Source organism: Acetoanaerobium noterae, from assembly GCF_900168025.1.
Classification (GTDB): Bacteria; Bacillota; Clostridia; order Peptostreptococcales; family Filifactoraceae; genus Acetoanaerobium; species Acetoanaerobium noterae.
In genome coordinates this window covers 255,742-273,943 of sequence record NZ_FUYN01000003.1, presented here as the reverse complement: position 1 = coordinate 273,943, position 18,202 = coordinate 255,742, and the positions used below count along the sequence as shown (strand labels likewise).

Sequence of the window (18,202 nt, the reverse complement as noted above, 5' to 3'; positions counted from 1 at the left end):
TCCAAGAAAATAATCTTAAGTTATCACAGTCATGTATAAATATTAATAGTTTATACCTAGTGTACTATGTATTATATCATACTATGTCAAAAAGATTATATTATTTTATGAGAACATAGACCTATAAATTTACCTTATGTTTAAATTTAATTTAATATATATGAAAAAAATTTGCGTGAACTGTAATGATTTATAATTAAATATTCAAAAATAGTGTATATTTTTTAGATGGTTTTGAAATATTTGTAATTATTTTGTATAGAATTTCCAGATATATTTATGATAATCTCTCTAAGTGATATTAATGATTACTTAATAAATATACAGGGAGCAAAATCAATGAAAAGTATAAAAACAAAATTAATTACATTATTTTCTATTTTAATTTTGATTTCATCAATGGCAATAGGAGCATCATCGATTATTCAATCATCAAATGCTATATCTAAGGAAGCTGAAAATGGTTTAAAGCTTTTACTACATGAAGGGGCACATGTAATTGAAAGCAGAGCACTGGCTCAACATAAAGTATTAAATACACTAACTGGACTTCCAGAAATTCAAAGCATGTCATGGGAAGTTCAAAATGTATTTATAAAAGAACATTTAAAGGATACTGACTTCTTAGCCTTAGGAATAGTTTATCCAGATGGAAAAGCTTATTTTTCAGATGGTAGCATTAAAGATTATTCAAAAATGGATTTTATTCTGAAAGCCCTTGAAGGAAAAGATAGTATATCAGATGTTTTATTAGATAACTCAACTAAAGAACTTAATTTAATATATGCCTCCCCTATCAAAAAAAATGGACAAGTGATTGGCGCTTTGGTTGGAGTGAGAGATGGAAAAGGACTTAGCGCTTTGACTAATGAGCTGCATTATGGTGAAGAGGGATATGCCTATGCCATAAATAAAGAGGGTACGGTTGTAGCACATACAGACATGAACTTAGTGATAAATGGATTCAATCCCATAGAATCTGCGAAAACTGATTCAAGCTTTGAGTCAGTAGCAAATCTATTTGATAAGATTTCAAAAGAGTCAATTGGAATATCTACATATGACTACAATGGAAAAAAATTATATGCAGCCTTTACTCCCATAGAAGGAACACCATGGACTTTGATATTGACTGCGGATGAAGAGGAAGTTCTTTCTTCAGTTCCAACTATTCAAAAATCAATATTAACAATTACTTTTATAATATTGTTAATAAGTATAGTTATCACCTACTTTATAGGTAGGAATATTGCAGATCCTATAATAAATATAAAGAATTGCGCTAAAAAAATATCTGAGCTGGATATTACTGAGGATATAGAGGATAAGCTATTAAAAAAATCAGACGAAATAGGAATATTAGCAGTGTCTATGCAAACAGTAATTTTGAATTTAAGAGAAATACTAGGTAAAATGAGTATATCATCTCAAAGCTTGACCTCAGCTTCAGAAGAGCTGACAGCAACTGCTTCACAATCTTCTTATGCGGCTGAAGAAATTGCAAAAGCTATAGAACAGGTTGCACTTAGCGCATCAGAGCAAGCTCAAAGTACTGAAAAAGGAGTTTATAATGCTGTTAATTTAGGTCAGACAATAGAAACTGACATAAAATATATGGATGACCTCAACATTGCCTCTAAAAAAGTTAATGTAGCTGTAACTGAAGGGATAAAGGATATTCAATCTCTTACAGAAATTACTAATGACAGCAGTATAGCTATAAAGGCTATTCATGATGTAATAATTAAAACTAATCACAGCTCAGAAAAAATAGGTGAAGCAAGCCATGTTATAGCATCAATCGCTGAGCAAACCAACCTATTAGCTCTAAATGCTGCAATTGAAGCGGCAAGGGCAGGAGAAGCTGGGAAAGGATTTTCTGTTGTAGCTGAAGAAATTAGAAAATTGGCAGAGCAGTCATCATTATCAACGAAATCAATAGATGGTGTGGTAAAAGAGCTTCAAAGTAACGCGCAAGATGCTGTAAATACTGTGGAAAAAGTTTTAGTAATTGCAAAAGAGCAGTTTAAAGTTGTAGATAAAAGTAAAGTTAAATATGAAGAAATTGGAGATTTTATGGTTATTGCTCAAAGCTGCATTGATAATCTGAACTCTTCATGTAGAGAAATGGAGATAATGAAAAATGTGATAGTAGAAGCGTTTGAACATTTATCTGCTGTGGCTGAAGAAAATTCTGCATCCACTCAAGAAATCTCAGGCTCTATAGAAGAGCAAACAGCATCTATAGAAGAAATATCCAGTGCAAGTGAGTCGCTTGCAGAGCTAGCAGAAAACCTTCAACAAATTATTTTGAGGTTTAAAATATGATTTTTATCTTAATATAATGTGATAAATCAGTAAAATAACAATCTCGATAAAAAGCTCTATTCAATTATAATAAAATTGGCTAGAGCTTTTTTAATAAAAAGAGTTTAGCGAGATTCGTGAACAGGATTTATTGATTTAATAGGTTTAGGTATTAGCATAATGAGTGACATTAAATTATCATGAATATACATTTTTTGGAGTATAATATAAGTAAATGATTTTTTGAGATTTGAGATTAAAAAATATAAAATTTGAATAGTAATGCAATCTATTTATGCATAAGATTTGTTACAAAAATCAGGAGGTTTAAAAGCATGAATATCCATGACCCATTTGATTTATTAAGAACGAAAAAGCAATCTATCGGAACGCCTCCTGGAACTATTGATTATTCAGGAGATTATTCAGATGTAGATATAAAAATAGAGGTTATTAGATATAACAAAGATAAATTTCAAATCGATGCCGAGGCAGATATTAAAAATATAAGTAAAATAATTTCTGGTAGCGATTTCGAAGAGGAAATTATTTGGATTAATATTATAGGGCTTCACAATAAGAAGATAATAGAGCTGATTGGTAGTTCTCTAAATATCCATCATATGGATTTAGAAGATATTGTCCATGTTTCACAGTGGAGTAAAATAATAAACCATAATGATTATTTGTTTTCTATATTTAAAATGATATATCTAAATGAAGAGGAAATTATTCATGAACAGGTTTCAGTCATTGTAAAAAATAATTTAGTAATCACTTTTCAAGAAACGCCAGGAGATGTATTTGACCATATAAGAAGTAGATTAGAAAGTCAAAAAGGTCAGCTCAGATTCGAGGATTCAAGTTATCTATTTTATTCTATACTCGATGCAATAGTTGATGAATATATGCTTGTTATAAATTATATTTCTCTTAGATTTAATGAAATTGAGATGCAAATTATAGAAGAAAGAAGCCCAAATAAAGAAGAACTATATAGGCTTAGAAAAGAGCTTTTATATTTCAGCAATTCAATTTCTCCACTTCAAGATACCTTGAGAAGATTTGTAACTGAGGATAGTGCTTTTTATACTCAGGATATGTTACCTTATTATTCAGATATAAAGGACCACCTCAGCCAAATATCAGATTCAATTATGGGTTATAGAGAAATGAGCAATAGCCTTCATGAGGTTTCGATGTCAAACGTAAGCATGAGAATGAACAGAGCTATGATGACACTTACTATTTTTTCAGCTATCTTTATTCCTTTATCATTTTTGGCAGGAGTATTTGGTATGAATTTTAAGTATATGCCAGGCTTAAATGAACCAAAATCCTTTATTTACTTTGCTATATTTTGCATAACTCTAGCCTCTGGGATGATAACATATTTCAAAGCTAGAAAATGGTTTTAAAGGATATAATAAATCTACAAAAAACAATCTTAGAAATATAAATAAGGGTGGGTTAGGGATAATGAAGCAAACTACAAATACAAAATACGTTATGATGGCTATAGCGGCGGCATCTTTATATGGAGTTAGCTCTCCTGCATCAAAGCTATTGCTTGAAAAGCTAAGCCCAACAATTATGGCGTCCATGCTATATTTAGGAGCTGGAATTGGGATGCTTACACTTCAAATTATCAAAAAAATATCTAAAGCTCAAAGCTATGAAGCGAGCTTAACAAAAAAGGAGCTCCCATATATTATAGGTATGATAATCCTAGATATTGCGGCTCCTATATTTCTGATGATAGGACTTACAAAAACCACATCATCAAACGCTTCTTTATTAAATAATTTTGAAATAGTTGCAACTGCAATGATAGCATTATTTATCTTTAAGGAAGCTGTAGGAAAAAGAATGTGGACAGCTATTTTCTTTATTACATTATCGAGTATAGTACTGACCTTTGAAGATATAAGTAGCTTTACTTTTTCTGTAGGATCAGTTTTTGTTTTGCTTGCATGTGTGAGCTGGGGACTTGAAAATAATTGCACTAGAATGCTTTCAATTAAAGACCCTGGACAAATTGTAGTAATAAAGGGGTTAGGTTCGGGCTTTGGGGCTTTATTAATTGCTTGGTTATCAAAGGATATAAAAATTGATATTTCATATGCTTTGATTGCTTTGCTTTTGGGATTTGTTGCTTATGGTCTTAGTCTGCTTATGTATATTAGAGCCCAAAGAGAGCTTGGCGCGGCAAGAACAAGTGCATACTACGCAGCCGCTCCTTTTATTGGAGTGCTAATATCTTGGATAGTGTTAAAAGAAGCTATTACTCCATCTTTTCTCACAGCACTATTTATCATGCTAATTGGAACTTATTTTGCAGTGACCGAAGACCATGAGCATGCCCATATTCATACCTTAGAAACTCATGAACACAAGCATAGGCATGATGATAACCATCACACACATACCCATGCTCCAGAATTTATAGGTGAGCACAGTCATGAGCATATACATGAAGAAGTAACACATAGTCATTCACATACGCCAGAGGTTCATCATAGACACCAGCATTAGAAAGGAAAATTATGGAGCTAATAATTGCAAATTCTAAAAAAGAAAAAAAGGATTTTCTAAATTTTTATATATCTCAGTACCATAATCATGAGCTTAGAAGAGACTCTCTTTCAGGACTGCTAAAGGGCATTTTATTTGAGCAATCTGTGATGAGTAAATCAATTGAAATCGTGCCTCTTATTGTAAAAAATAATGATGAGATAGTCATGTGCTGTTTACTAGCAAAAGCATCTAGAATGCAAGAGTATTTACAAATGAGTTTTTTTGAATCCAAAGAATATTGTATAGAAGGATTCAATCTTGTATACGAAAAAGCTGAAGAAATATCAAAAAAATGGCAGACTAAGTTTATTTGCGCATCTTTAAATATACATGTCAACTATGGGCTAGGCTATTTAAAGGACTCGTATTCAAAACCCCAAAGCTTTGGTATGGCACATAATGAACCTTTTATTCACGATTACTTTGAAAGTTATGGGTTTAGCGGTATTGATATGGTGACTTTTCATAAAAATATGGAAGCTGATTTTACTTTGATTAGCGATAAATTAAGGCAAAAGCTAAAAAGTAAATACTCAGTTAGGCATGCTGATTTTAAAAATATGGAAAGAGAAGCTAAAATCTATACTAGAATTAACAACGATGCATTTAGGAATCATCCATTTTATTATAAAAGAGTAGAAGAAGAGGATTTAGAGCTTTTTAAGGATTTCAAAATGCTATTAAGACCAGAAAATCTTTTGTTTGTATTAAAAGACAATATAGAGGTTGGGTTTATGCTTTGGTATCCTGACTTTCATCAGCTGATGAGTAGCAAAGAGACAGTAGGATTAAAAACTGTAATTAATAATAAGCTCTTCAATCATAAAATTGATAAGTTCAAAATTGTTGAGATGGGCATAATAGAAGAGGAGCAAAAAAAAGGAGCCATATTAGCTTTGTTTGACTACTGCTTTACCCTTACGAAAGGGCGATATAAGTCCTTTGAGTCAGGCTGGGTACTTAAAGAAAATATAATGTCGGGAAATTTTGGCTATAAATGGGCAGATGGAGTTTGCAAAAATTACGTTGCCTATATTAAGGAGCTTTAGCATGAAAATCTACACCAGTATATCTGATGTAAAATCAAGCGAAATAGAAGAAGATATTAAGGAATTATTATTACTTTTGGAAAAAGTGAATAGTTGTGGACAACAATACTATAGCTGTGATAAAACACTGGCAGTTACATATTTGCATAAACTAAATATTTTCAATTTCAAGAAAGGCTTAAAGCTAGAGCTCCCAGTTAGAATAGTAGCAATGCCTATTTCTATGGAAATGAGCTCTGTTTTTGGAGATGAAGCTAATCTCGATAAGATATTAAAGAACATAAGTGGGTTAAGTCTTGTTTTAAACAGCGATACACCTTTTACTAATAGAGGAAGAACGCTTTCAAATTTTATGTTATATAATAAGTTCAATACCTTTGAGGATTATATGAGTTCTCTAAGAAGTAGCTATAGAAGAAGGCTAAACCTAGCGATTGAAAAAGGAAAAGACCTAAGAATAACAAGACTAGAGCCAGAAGCTTTCACTTCAGATCACTATAAGCTTTATGAGGATGTATATAAGCGCTCTGATAATAAGCTAGAGCTTCTTCATATTGAATTTTTTAGGGAATTTGACAGCGAAATGTATGAGTTTAGAAACGCTGAAAATGAAGTACTTGCGTTTGTGCAGCTACTAGAAAGAAATAATCAGCTATTATTTATTTTTTGCGGATTTAAAGAAGAAGATGTAAAAACCTATGATATCTATTACAACATGCTTTTATTTATAGTAAATCAAGGCATTAGTAGAGGCGTTTTTAGTATTAATTTTGGGCAGACTTCAGAAGAATCAAAATCCAAAATAGGCTGCAAAGAGATACCTAAATACCTATATCTTCACCATAATAATCCAGCTATTAGAGGTATATTAAAAATTCTTACTCCATATTTTTCATACAAGGGATACTCAAAAAATCACAGGGTATTTAAGGTGAAGCAATGATAGTTTTTTTAGAAAAAGTAAGAGAAAAAACCATATTTTCATTCTTTGAGCCTATAGTGACTGAACCGCTTGAGCTCATGTATATCCAGGCTATATTAATGCAGGAGAAAATAACCTCCTATATTGTAGATGATAAATTCAAGCTAGATAAGCCTAAAGGAGCTATACCGGATTTAGTAATTTTAACTGGCTACAACGTAGCTGAAAATTTAATAATAAGCAAAGCTAAAGCCTACAAGAATAAATATCCCACTGTAAAAATCATGGTCTCTGGAGTCCATGCTCAGCTCAATCGTGAAGTATTTAGAACTGAAGGGATTGACTACGTATATTTTTCTCAAAGCTTAGAGACATTTAGAACCTTTATAAAAACAGCTATAGATTTAGAAATAGATTATGAAAAAGAAGATAATAAAGATATAAATAATAAAGATATAAATAATAAAGATATAAATAATAAAGATATAAATAATAAATATATAAATAATAAAGATATAAATAATAAAGATATAAATAATAAAGAATTTAAGAGCAATTATTTTCGAAAAGGTGTAGATATTTACGATAAGCTGACTGATTCTTGGCAACTAGGGCAAGATGACGTATTGATAAAAAGTGAAAACATTTTTCCAGATAGACTGGTATTTAATGACATAAAATCACAGACAAGATATATTGATAAGACTCAGGTAGCTCTAGTAAAGTCAAGCCATGGATGCCCATATAGCTGTAGTTTTTGTTATTGCAGACTTCTAAACAATGGAATCTATCTTAAACCTGATTACAAAAGACTTATAAGTGAAATCAAGGAAATAGACTCAAGCTATATCTGGGTTATAGATGATAGCTTTTTTATAGCTAGAGAGGATGCTCTTGATTTTATTGTTAATGCAAAAAATGAGTATCTAAATAAAAGCTTAATTATATATCTTAGAGCTGATTTTATAGTTGAAAACGAAGACTTGATGAGCGAACTTAAATCCTGGGGGATAGATGAGGTTATAGTTGGCTTTGAATCAGAAGATGAAAGTATGCTAAGCGAATATAATAAAGGTCAGACTGCAAATATTTATCAAAAAGCTGTAAACATCTTAAAAAAAGAAGCTATAGAGCTTACAGCACTTTTTATAGTCGATCCTGCATATGAAATAAAAGATTTTTTAAGGCTTTACAAATATATTAAAAAGCTAGATTTAGACCTTTACACTATTTCTATAATGACTCCGTTAAAAGGAACTTTAGATTACGAATTAAGAAAGCATGAGCTTATAGAAACTGATCCAAGAAAATTTGATTTTCTTCATTTGGTGCTCAAATCGAAGCTACCAAAGTGGCTATTTTATACTTTGTTTTACCTATGTCATCTAAGGTTAATAAAATCTAAGAGAATTAGAAAAATGATAAGAGGAAATTATGAAAAGTAAAATTTGGGATTTTTGGGCAAAGCATTATCATAAGCTATGGGTGCAGAAATATTCTCTAGGACCAACTAGAAATAAAGTTAAAAAGCTTATAGAAGAGCTTTATATAAAAGAAGAGGCTTCACTTTTGGATATAGGCTGTGGAGTAGGGGAACTACTTTATGAGCTACAAGATATTAATAATATCGAAAGGCATGGCTTAGATTTTTCTGAGAAAATGATAGAGGTATCTAAGCTAAAAAATCCTAAGGTGACTCATTATAAGCTTGATGTGAGCAGTCTAGATAAAATAGAAACTAGATTTAATATAATCACTTGTACACATTCTCTCCCATACTATAATTCAAAACGAGATATACTAAAGCAAATCAATGAGCTTTTAAAAGAGGAAGGAAGAGCTATTTTTGCATTTGCAAGTGGAAATACCTTTCTTGATAGGCTCATACTTTTGTTTGTAAAGCTAAGTACTGGGCCAGCATCTTACCCTAGCGATAAGGAATTCAAAATGCTAATCAAGGATTATTTTGACATAGAAAAAAGAGAAGTAATTAAGCTAAGACCATATATGCCAACAATTGCGGTATATTCTCTTAGAAAGGTGGAAAAATGAAGGCTCTACTCATTAGGCCAAAACCAGATAAAGAAACAATAGGGCTTCAGCATGTTATGATTTGCGAGCCGTTGGAGCTGGAGTACCTAGTATCCAACGTACCAGAGGGTTTAGCTGATGAAGTAACTGTTAAAATATACGATTTTATTTTAGAGAAAAAAACCTTTGAACAAATATTACTAGAGGAGAAGCCAGATTTTGTAGGCTTTACAGGATATATAACCCATGTGAGAACCATAAAGCAGATGGCTAGGAAAGTAAAGCTGTATAATCCAAATACAAAAACAGCTGTAGGAGGAGTTCATGCTGAGGTAGTAGGTGATGATTTTCTCGATGAAAGCATAGATTTTATATTTAGAAAAAATGGCATAGCTTGCTTTAATGCTGTGCTTGAGGGAGCAGTAAAAAATCAAGATAAAGCTATAATAGATGAAAGAATTAAAGCTATAGAAAATCAGCCCTATAATTACTCCTACAAGCACCCTGATAGAAAGTCAGTAGAAAACTACAAAAAGGATTATTACTATATGTTTCATAATCCCTGCGCTCTTATTAAGACCTCATATGGATGCCCATATAATTGCAGTTTTTGTTTTTGCAAAGAAATAACTTCTGGAAAATATTATGCTAGGGATATAGAAGATGTGGTAGCTGAAATATCAAAAATACCTGAAAAAGAAATATATATAGTAGATGATGATTTTCTTTACAATGAAGATAGGCTGAAGAAATTTATAGCGCTGATAAAAGAAAATAACATCGAGAAAAACTACCTAGTGTATGGAAGAGCTGATTTTATAGCAAACAACAAGGAGCTGATAAGTGAGCTCAAAAAAGTGGGACTAAGAGCAGTTATAGTAGGGATAGAATCCATAAGAAAAACTGATTTAGATAGCTATAACAAAAAAACTACTGTCCAAATAAACGAAGCCTGCATTGAGATTCTAAGAGAGCTGGATATAGAGCTTTATGCAACCTTGATTCTTCCTATGGATTTTAATAAGCAAGATTTTAGAAATCTTACAAACTGGCTAAAGGATATGAAAATCACATTCGTAAATTTGCAGCCTCTTACTCCCATCCCAGGAACGGAGATATTCAAGGATTATGAAAAAAAGCTACTCGTAAAAAGAGAAAGCTATGAAATGTTTGACATGGCTCACGTGATATTGAAACCTCAGCATTTGAGTGTGAGAGAATTTTACAGCCAAATGCTTATAAGCTACTATAAAGTCATAATGAGACCAGCAAATTCAATTAGACTGCTCAAAAAATATGGTCTTAAAGAAAATCTAAAAATGCTAAAAGGCAGTCAAAGAGTAAGCTTACAGTATTTATCAAAGATAATAAGAGGTTAATATGAAAAAACTATTACTGATACAACCTAGCCCATATCAAAAAGACAAAACAGTGGTCAAAAAATCAAGACTCTATTTTGTTGGATTGTCACTGCCACTGCTTGCAGCTCTTACACCTAAGGACTGGGAGGTGGAGCTGATATATGAGGTCATAGAGGACATCCCTTTTGATACAGATGCTGACTTAATAGGAATCAGCACTATGGGGCATGGGGTGATTAGATCTATAGATATAGCCAAGGAATTTAGAAAAAAAGGAAAGAAAGTGATACTTGGGGGATATATGGCTAGCATAATGCCACTAGAAGCCGCTAACTACTCGGATAGTGTGGTAGTAGGAGATGCAGAGCTGATATGGGAAGAGGTACTTTCTGATTTTTGCAGTGGCAGGTTAAAAGAAATCTATGAAAAACCACTTCCAAATGGATATTTTTCTACTCCAATGCCAAGGTTTGACCTCCTAAAGGGTAAAAAAATAGGAGACTTTCTTCCAGTTCAAGCAGGAAGAGGATGTCCGAATTCTTGTAGCTTTTGTTCAGTGTCTTGCCTTTACAAAGGGAGATATATAAAAAGGCCTCTAGAAGAGGTAGTAAGAGATATAAAGCAAATTAAAGATTTAGGCTTCAAAAAAATTCTGCTGCTTGATGACAATATATTTTCTGATAGAGATTATCTTCATAAACTGCTAGATACCTTTATAGAGCTAAATGTAACCTGGATGAGTCAGTGCGAGATTACCATAGGTCATGATAATGACTTACTCCAAAAGCTTTATAAAAGTGGCTGCCAAACTCTTAGCTTTGGACTTGAGAGCATAACTAAAGAGAGTCTAGATAAAATGGACAAAAGCTGGGCAAAACCTAGTGACTATGATTACCTAATCCAAAACATAAGAAAGCATGGCATAGATGTATCAACTGAAATGGTAGTGGGAGCTGAAGGAGATACTCTTGAGTCTATAAGAAAAACTAAGGACTTTATAGAGAAGAACAAAATTTCAGTACCTAGATTTTATATACTCACACCTTTTCCTGGAACAAGATTTTTTGAGCAGATAGAAAAGGCAGGAAGGCTAGTAAATAAAGACATCTATTCCTATGACGGAACAAGTGCAGTATATAAGCCCCAGAATATGACACCAGATGAGCTTACAGCAGTATACTGGGAGCTTTATGAAAACCTCTTTACCTTTAAATCTATAATAAAAAGGAATATATTAAGAAGAGAAATGCTTAAAATGCCACATAAATATCTGTTTAACACCATTGTAAATCTCTACTACAGAGAGCAGATAAAAAGAAGAATAACCCCAAATATATTTTAGGAGTGCCCTATGAAAATTTTACTTGTAAGACCACCTAGAATAAAACAAGCAATAACCTTAAGCAACTTTATGTTTTCCGAGCCCCTTGGTTTAGAAATGATTTATAGTGTATTTGAGCAAAACCACACTGTAGAGATTTTTGATATGATGATTGAAAAGCTTTCTATAGAAGAAAAAATTCTAGATTTTGAGCCAGATAGAGTAGGAATTACGAGTCTTTGCATAGACGTACTGAAGGTTATTGAGCTAAGTAATAAAATAAAGGCATGTAATAGCAATATAATAACTTTTGTAGGAGGAACTCAGGCTCTGCTTAGTCCAGAGAGTTTTTTTGAGCCTAGCATAGATTATGTATTTAACTATACTACAAAAGATAATTTGATTAAGTTTTTAAATAACGACAGCAATATAGAAGGAGTGTACCAAAAAGAAAATTCATTCAAAGATAGCTTTCCAAAGGGAAACAATGAATATATGCTCCCAAACAGAGCCAGTACCTTGAAATACAGAGCCTACTATTCCTATTTTGGATATAGACCTGCAGCTATAATGGAGTATGGCTTAGGCTGTGAAAGTAGATGCAATTTCTGTCTCCGATGGAGGATAGAGGGATATAAAGAAATTCAGATAGATAGGGACATAACTATAGCTGACCTAAATGCCATCACAGAATCTACAATAATGTTCATAGACAACGATTTTTTATCAAGCAGACAAAAGCTCTCTAGCTTTCTAGATATTATTAAGGAGCTTGATCTAAAAAAGAATTACATAATCTACGGCTCAGTAAAAGGAGTAATAGAAACCCAGGATTTACTAAAGGAATTTGTAAGACTGGGACTTAGGGCAATTCTCATAGGTTATGAAACCTTTAAGGATGAAGAGCTTATGAACTATAATAAAAAAATTACTTCTAGCGAAAACTTTAAAGCCTCTATAATACTAAATGAACTGGATATAGATGTATGGGCTTCATTTATGGCTCATCCTGATTGGGATAAAGATGATTTTAAAAACTTTAGAGCCCATATTAAGAAAATAAGACCTCAAATAACAACCATCAATCCACTTACGCCGTTTCCAGGACTACCTTTATATGAAGAGTATAAAGATAGACTGCTATTTAGCGCTGTAGATTATGAAAAATGGAGCTTTGGACAGCTTATTATAAAGCCATCTAAAATAAGTGTCAGGAGATACTATTATGAGCTTATGATAACCTATCTGTATGTGAATTTATTTGTAAATGGCAATACAAAAATGCTCAAAAAATTTGGTCTTATGAATGTGCTAAGAATAGGCTTTGGAGCAGTGAAAGCTTCAAAAAATTATATTAAGCTAATGCTTAATGGCTAAACTATATGATTATACCTATAAAATGAAAAAGCAGGGAGCTTTAGCTCGCCTGCTTTGGTAATTTTACTATAAATTCTGAGCCCTTGGAAGCAATACTGCTTACCTGTATACTTCCCTTATGAGCTTCAACTATTGATTTTGTAATTGTAAGTCCGATTCCAGCTCCTCCTGTTAATCTATTCCTAGATTTATCTGCACGGTAGAAGCGTTCAAAAATCATAGGCAAATCCTCAGGAGAGATTCCATTTCCAGTATCTTTTATATGGATTTCAGTTTTGCCAGCTGTACTTATAATTCTTATAGCTACAGCACCACCAGAGGGTGTGTATTTGTGAGCATTTGAGAGCAGATTTACTATTACTTGGCTGATTTTATCCTTATCAGCAAAAATCATTTCCTCTTTAGCCTCAAAATCAAGCTCTATATTCTTGGCAACAAAATCATTTTCAAAATTTTTGATAATTTGACTTATTAGCTTTGAGATATCAAAATTTGTTTTGTGCAGAATGAGATTTTCACTTTCGTATCGAGCTAGTTTTTCTAAGTCTCCTACAAGTCTATTAATTCTAATTATCTCCTCATGACAGCTTTTCAGTCTTTCCGTATCAGCTTCCCATATTCCATCAATCATCGCCTCCATATGACTTTGCAAAGTAGCTAGAGGGGTTCTTAACTCATGGGCGACATCTCCTGTAAGCCTTTTTCTTAGAATCTCTTGATGCTCAAGGGTTTCAGCAAGGTTATTAATAGTTTCAGTTAGCTGGGCAGTTTCTATAGTCGAAGACTCTTCAGTTATTCTGTCATTAAAATATCCTTTTGAAATCATCTGAGCAGTATCTATTACTCTAGATATTGGAGAGCTTAGCCTTTTAGCCATTATTGAGCCGACTAAGAAGGACAATACCAAAGAAAATGCACCTACTCCCATGAGAAGTCTATTTATAGTGCTTATAAACTCAAGGTCACTGTCGTTAAAATAATATGGACCATAATAGCCTATAGTCACTGTTCCGATATCACCTGAGTCAGAGGTTATCGGATAGGAATTTTCTACATAGCTACCATCCCAATGTGGATAACGGCTATGCATATTATCGGCCATATCAGATAAAATTTCCTCACACTGAGCGTTGTCATGAGCTCTTGCATCCCATATAGTGTTTCCAGATACATCCTTTACCGTTATAATCATTCCTTGCTCTAGAGCATTTATACAGATATTTTCAATAGCCTCAGTATTCCATATTCCCCCAGCTTTGTACTGCTGACTTACCTGACTTACAACAGCTTTATTTTTTAGCTCTTGATTTTGGATTATATAGTCTCTAAAATGTTTGTCAAGAAGCTGATTCATCATAATACTGATTAAAAGCACGGATACTAAAACTACTGCTATATAAGAAAGCGATAATTTCGTCCTGAAACTATATTTCATAATAGACTCACCTTTCTACTCAATTCCAAACCTATATCCAACTCCATGGATAGTAAGTATATATTTAGGATGCTTCGGGTCTGGCTCAATTTTTTGCCTTAAATTTTTTATATGAGTATCTATAGTTCTATCGTAGCCATTAAAATTTTCGCCAAGGCTGATTGTTATGAGCTCATCTCTAGTAAAGGTTTTATCCGGATATTTTGCCATTGTAAGAAGAAGCTTATATTCATTTGGTGTGAGACTGACAATTTCGCCATATTTTTTGACCTCATATTTTAAGACATCTATAGCAAGCTCATCATCGTAAAAAGATAAAGTATTTGCAAGAGGGGCTATATTATCAGAGGAGCGCCTTAATACAGCTTCTACTCTAGCAACTAGCTGTCTTGGGCTAAAGGGCTTTGTTACATAATCGTCAGCTCCTATATTAAGGCCTTTTAGCAAATCCTCTTCTTCGACTTTTGCAGTAAGCATAATTATTGGAACCCTTGATTTTTTTCTTAGAGCTTGGCAGATTTCCTCTCCACTCATATCTGGAAGCATCAAATCAAGTATGATAAGATTAGGATTTTCATTTTCAAATTTGTCTAGAGCATCCTTTGCAGTATAAGCCTCAATGACATTAAAGCCGTTTTTCTCTAAATATGACTTAACAACCTCAACTATTTTAACTTCATCATCAACAACCAGTATTTTTCTTTGGACATTATGCATGAAAACCTCCAAAAACCATCAATGGCTTTATATATTATAAAATATAAGAAAAATCCCCTCTTTTTCAAGGGGACTTAAGCTGTATTAATTATTTTGATTATACCTCACTTAGCTAATCAATAGCAATGAATGTCTATTTTAAATCAAAAGGTTTTAAAAATTTATCAACTTCAATTTTTTTGCCGTCCTTATCCATAGTTTCTACCTTTGCAAATACCCAGCCTTCTACTTCCTGAGGATTAACTCCAGCATCAATAAACATCTGAGGATTTAAGACAAATACTATATCCTTGTCATTTGTACTGATATCCTTTGCCCACTCAAACATATTTCCATTCTCTAAGTCAATTCCGTAATGATCTAAAGCGACATGGTAACCTATACTATCTCTGCTTTTTTCCACAATTTTTTTATATGAATCAAGAGGAGTTGCTTCGCCATTATAAGTTGATTTCTCATCGCTTAAATCAGTACCTAGAATGATTTTATCTCCATATATAGCTCCTTCAGGAAGCTTGCTAATATCAAGACCAGCATTTATAAATGGCTGCGAATCAAACTCAAGCTTTACATCATAGTCAGTTGTTGATGAAAAATCCTTGCTCCATAAAAATTTAGCGCTGTTATCAGGTGCAGTTAAAATCCAACTAGAATCCTCTGAATCAGCTTCAATAGGAAGCTCATTAATAACGCTTTCAAATGATGAAATTGATTTATCAGCTACGACGTCTAGCTGTGAAGTGCACCCTGCAAATATAACAGTAGCTACAAGCAAAACTGGAATTAATATACTTTTCTTTTTCATACTATAATTCATCCTTTCAAATTTTAAATTTAATAATTATTTATAAGCCTTGAAGCCTTTGAGTCTTAAGGCATTAGCAAGAACTGAAACTGAGCTAAGAGACATAGCCGCAGCGGCAAATATAGGATTTAATAAAGGACCGCCAAACATATACAATACTCCTGCTGCTATTGGGATACCTGCAACATTGTATCCGAATGCCCAGAATAAATTTTCTTTTATATTTCGAATAGTACTTTTGCTAAGATGTATTGCAGTAGGAACATCCATTAGGTCGCTTTTCATAAGCACAATATCAGCAGATTCCATTGCTACATCTGTACCAGAGCCTATAGCTATACCTATATCCGCCTGAGCAAGAGCAGGAGCATCGTTAATACCATCTCCAACCATAGCTACTTTTTTACCTTCAGCTTGAAGTTTTTTGACTTCATTTGACTTATCTTGAGGGAGAACCTCGGATAATACCCTAGTTATACCTACTTGACTGGCGATAGCCTGTGCAGTTTTTTTGTTATCACCTGTTATCATAGCAACTTCAATTCCCATTGATTGGAGCTTTTTAATTGCTTTTGCACTGCTAGGCTTCACTACATCAGCAACGGCTATGATGCCTGATATTTTATTGTTCATAGCGACATACATAGGAGTTTTGCCTTCTAAGGCTAATCTGTCTGATTCACTATCTAAATCTCCTAAAGCTATGTTTTTGTCATCCATAAGTTTTCTATTTCCAATTAGTACATTTTCATTATTTATAGTGACTTCTATTCCGTGACCGGGGATAGCATTAAAGGCTTCTACTTTAAAAAATTCCACTGCTTCTCTTTCGGCTTTTTTAACTATAGCTTGACCAAGAGGATGCTCAGAGCCTTTCTCTCCAGAGGCAGCAATTTGAAGGAGATAATCTTTACTGATTTCTTTCATATTTATAATATCTGTAACTTCAGGTTTTCCCTCAGTTATGGTTCCTGTTTTATCAAAGATTATAGTATTAATCTTGTGGGTAGTTTCAAGAGCCTCTCCACCTTTGATGAGGATTCCATTCTCTGCTCCTTTACCAGTGGCAACCATTATAGCTGTAGGAGTAGCAAGCCCAAGCGCACAAGGACAAGCAATAACTAAAATTGAGATAAATATAGTAAGAGAAAAAACTAGCGACTGGCCACTTATAAACCAACCAGCAAAAGCAAGGATAGCAATTACTACTACTATAGGAACAAAATAACCAGAAACTATATCAGCCATTTTTGCGATAGGGGCTTTTGAGCCTTGAGCATCCTCAACTAGCTTGATAATCTGAGCTAAAGCCGTATCACTTCCGATTTTAGTGGCTTTGAAATAAATCATTCCATTTGTATTAATACTTGCGGCATAAACCTTGTCTCCAGCTTTTTTATCAACAGGCATACTTTCTCCTGTTAGCATGGATTCGTCAATTGCTGTATTACCTTCTATGACCTCTCCATCAACAGGGATTTTTTCTCCGGGCTTTACAAGGATTATATCTCCGATTTCTACATCCTCTATAGGAATTTCAATTTCTTTTCCATCCTTAATAATAAGAGCAGTTTTTGGAGCTAAGCCCATCAGCTTCTTGATAGCCTCTGAGGTTTTACCTTTTGAAACTGCTTCTAGGGATTTACCTAGTAATATCAAAGTAATGATAACTCCAGCAGTTTCAAAATATAGTTCATCAACTGCCATGAAGTTACCTATTGATATCTGGTATGCTGAATATAAGCTATAAGCAACTGCAGCCGAAGTACCTATAGCAATAAGGGAGTCCATATTTGGACTTCTATCTAGCAAAGCTTTGAAGCCGACTGAGTAAAATTTATTACCTGCGATTAGTATAGGTATTACAAGCCCAATTTGTGTAAGCGCAAAAACTAGAGGATATTGCATTGGATTTAAAAAGCTAGGTATAGGAAATGATAGCCATGAAATCATTGGAACCATAGCGATATAAAGTAAAGGCAGTGCAAAGATTGCTGAAACTATAAATTTTTTCCAAAGAGTTGCTATTTCTTTTTCTTTGCGAAGCTTGTCTTCGTCTATTGCGGCTTTTTTTTCTGTATTTAGAACCTCGTAGCCTATTCTTTCTACTGTTTCTTTAATTTTTGTGATTGATACAGTTTGATTATCGTATTCGACTAATAGTTTTTCTGTAGCAAAATTTACAGCGGCAACTGAAACACCTTCCAGTTTTCCAATCATTTTTTCAATACGGCTGGCACAAGCAGCGCAGCTCATCCCGCCTATTTTTATCGTTTCTTTTGTCATCATTGTCACCTCTT

Annotated in this window: 14 protein-coding genes; 10 read left to right on the top strand and 4 right to left on the bottom strand. The window is 33.2% G+C overall.

Features of this window, described 5'->3' with window-relative positions:
- Positions 1–339: 339 nt before the first annotated feature.
- From B5X47_RS07490 to B5X47_RS07445, 10 genes are all read left to right on the top strand, one after another.
- Positions 340–2,328 carry a methyl-accepting chemotaxis protein gene (locus tag B5X47_RS07490; protein ID WP_079589548.1) on the top strand — a complete coding sequence of 663 codons (1,989 nt, stop codon included), beginning with the start codon at positions 340–342 and terminating at the stop codon, positions 2,326–2,328.
- A gap of 314 nt (positions 2,329–2,642) precedes the next feature.
- On the top strand, positions 2,643–3,725 hold the full coding sequence (gene corA / locus B5X47_RS07485; RefSeq protein WP_079589547.1) for a magnesium/cobalt transporter CorA: 1,083 nt from the start codon (positions 2,643–2,645) through the stop codon (positions 3,723–3,725).
- Positions 3,726–3,786: 61 nt separating this feature from the next.
- Positions 3,787–4,842 carry a DMT family transporter gene (locus tag B5X47_RS07480; protein WP_079589546.1) on the top strand — a complete coding sequence of 352 codons (1,056 nt, stop codon included), beginning with the start codon at positions 3,787–3,789 and terminating at the stop codon, positions 4,840–4,842.
- An 11-nt stretch (positions 4,843–4,853) separates the two neighbouring features.
- Positions 4,854–5,933, top strand: coding sequence for a hypothetical protein (locus B5X47_RS07475; RefSeq protein WP_079589545.1), 1,080 nt, complete (start codon positions 4,854–4,856; stop codon positions 5,931–5,933).
- A 1-nt stretch (position 5,934) separates the two neighbouring features.
- On the top strand, positions 5,935–6,876 hold the full coding sequence (locus tag B5X47_RS07470; protein ID WP_159446431.1) for a GNAT family N-acetyltransferase: 942 nt from the start codon (positions 5,935–5,937) through the stop codon (positions 6,874–6,876).
- Positions 6,873–8,300 (top strand): B12-binding domain-containing radical SAM protein, encoded by a 1,428-nt coding sequence (locus B5X47_RS07465; protein ID WP_079589543.1) that lies wholly within the window; start codon positions 6,873–6,875, stop codon positions 8,298–8,300. Before B5X47_RS07470 ends, B5X47_RS07465 begins: the two co-directional genes overlap by 4 nt.
- Positions 8,290–8,907 carry a class I SAM-dependent DNA methyltransferase gene (locus B5X47_RS07460; RefSeq protein WP_079589542.1) on the top strand — a complete coding sequence of 206 codons (618 nt, stop codon included), beginning with the start codon at positions 8,290–8,292 and terminating at the stop codon, positions 8,905–8,907. The genes B5X47_RS07465 and B5X47_RS07460 overlap by 11 nt, the downstream gene beginning before the upstream one ends.
- The gene (locus B5X47_RS07455; RefSeq protein WP_079589541.1) at positions 8,904–10,265 is read left to right on the top strand and encodes a B12-binding domain-containing radical SAM protein; all 1,362 of its coding nucleotides are present in this window, start codon (positions 8,904–8,906) and stop codon (positions 10,263–10,265) included. The genes B5X47_RS07460 and B5X47_RS07455 overlap by 4 nt, the downstream gene beginning before the upstream one ends.
- Before the next feature lies 1 nt (position 10,266).
- Positions 10,267–11,589: a B12-binding domain-containing radical SAM protein gene (locus B5X47_RS07450; protein ID WP_079589540.1), complete on the top strand. Its 1,323-nt coding sequence runs from the start codon at positions 10,267–10,269 to the stop codon at positions 11,587–11,589.
- 9 nt (positions 11,590–11,598) lie between these two features.
- Positions 11,599–12,945 (top strand): B12-binding domain-containing radical SAM protein, encoded by a 1,347-nt coding sequence (locus B5X47_RS07445; RefSeq protein WP_079589539.1) that lies wholly within the window; start codon positions 11,599–11,601, stop codon positions 12,943–12,945.
- A gap of 40 nt (positions 12,946–12,985) precedes the next feature.
- Here B5X47_RS07445 and B5X47_RS07440 read toward each other — a convergent pair whose 3' ends face one another.
- From B5X47_RS07440 to B5X47_RS07425, 4 genes are all read right to left on the bottom strand, one after another.
- The gene (locus tag B5X47_RS07440; protein WP_079589538.1) at positions 12,986–14,380 is read right to left on the bottom strand and encodes a sensor histidine kinase; all 1,395 of its coding nucleotides are present in this window, start codon (positions 14,378–14,380) and stop codon (positions 12,986–12,988) included.
- Between the two features lie 15 nt (positions 14,381–14,395).
- Positions 14,396–15,097, bottom strand: coding sequence for a response regulator transcription factor (locus tag B5X47_RS07435; RefSeq protein WP_079589537.1), 702 nt, complete (start codon positions 15,095–15,097; stop codon positions 14,396–14,398).
- Positions 15,098–15,230: 133 nt separating this feature from the next.
- Positions 15,231–15,902, bottom strand: coding sequence for a hypothetical protein (locus B5X47_RS07430; protein ID WP_079589536.1), 672 nt, complete (start codon positions 15,900–15,902; stop codon positions 15,231–15,233).
- A gap of 36 nt (positions 15,903–15,938) precedes the next feature.
- Complete coding sequence (locus B5X47_RS07425; RefSeq protein WP_079589726.1) at positions 15,939–18,188, bottom strand: heavy metal translocating P-type ATPase; 2,250 nt, start codon at positions 18,186–18,188, stop codon at positions 15,939–15,941.
- Between the last annotated feature and the right edge of the window lie 14 nt (positions 18,189–18,202).

Coding starts and splice junctions, on each gene's coding strand:
- B5X47_RS07490 (WP_079589548.1), top strand. CDS start 340: ATGAAAAGTATAAAAACAAAATTAATTACATTATTTTCTATTTTAATT.
- corA (WP_079589547.1), top strand. CDS start 2,643: ATGAATATCCATGACCCATTTGATTTATTAAGAACGAAAAAGCAATCT.
- B5X47_RS07480 (WP_079589546.1), top strand. CDS start 3,787: ATGAAGCAAACTACAAATACAAAATACGTTATGATGGCTATAGCGGCG.
- B5X47_RS07475 (WP_079589545.1), top strand. CDS start 4,854: ATGGAGCTAATAATTGCAAATTCTAAAAAAGAAAAAAAGGATTTTCTA.
- B5X47_RS07470 (WP_159446431.1), top strand. CDS start 5,935: ATGAAAATCTACACCAGTATATCTGATGTAAAATCAAGCGAAATAGAA.
- B5X47_RS07465 (WP_079589543.1), top strand. CDS start 6,873: ATGATAGTTTTTTTAGAAAAAGTAAGAGAAAAAACCATATTTTCATTC.
- B5X47_RS07460 (WP_079589542.1), top strand. CDS start 8,290: ATGAAAAGTAAAATTTGGGATTTTTGGGCAAAGCATTATCATAAGCTA.
- B5X47_RS07455 (WP_079589541.1), top strand. CDS start 8,904: ATGAAGGCTCTACTCATTAGGCCAAAACCAGATAAAGAAACAATAGGG.
- B5X47_RS07450 (WP_079589540.1), top strand. CDS start 10,267: ATGAAAAAACTATTACTGATACAACCTAGCCCATATCAAAAAGACAAA.
- B5X47_RS07445 (WP_079589539.1), top strand. CDS start 11,599: ATGAAAATTTTACTTGTAAGACCACCTAGAATAAAACAAGCAATAACC.
- B5X47_RS07440 (WP_079589538.1), bottom strand. CDS start 14,380: ATGAAATATAGTTTCAGGACGAAATTATCGCTTTCTTATATAGCAGTA.
- B5X47_RS07435 (WP_079589537.1), bottom strand. CDS start 15,097: ATGCATAATGTCCAAAGAAAAATACTGGTTGTTGATGATGAAGTTAAA.
- B5X47_RS07430 (WP_079589536.1), bottom strand. CDS start 15,902: ATGAAAAAGAAAAGTATATTAATTCCAGTTTTGCTTGTAGCTACTGTT.
- B5X47_RS07425 (WP_079589726.1), bottom strand. CDS start 18,188: ATGACAAAAGAAACGATAAAAATAGGCGGGATGAGCTGCGCTGCTTGT.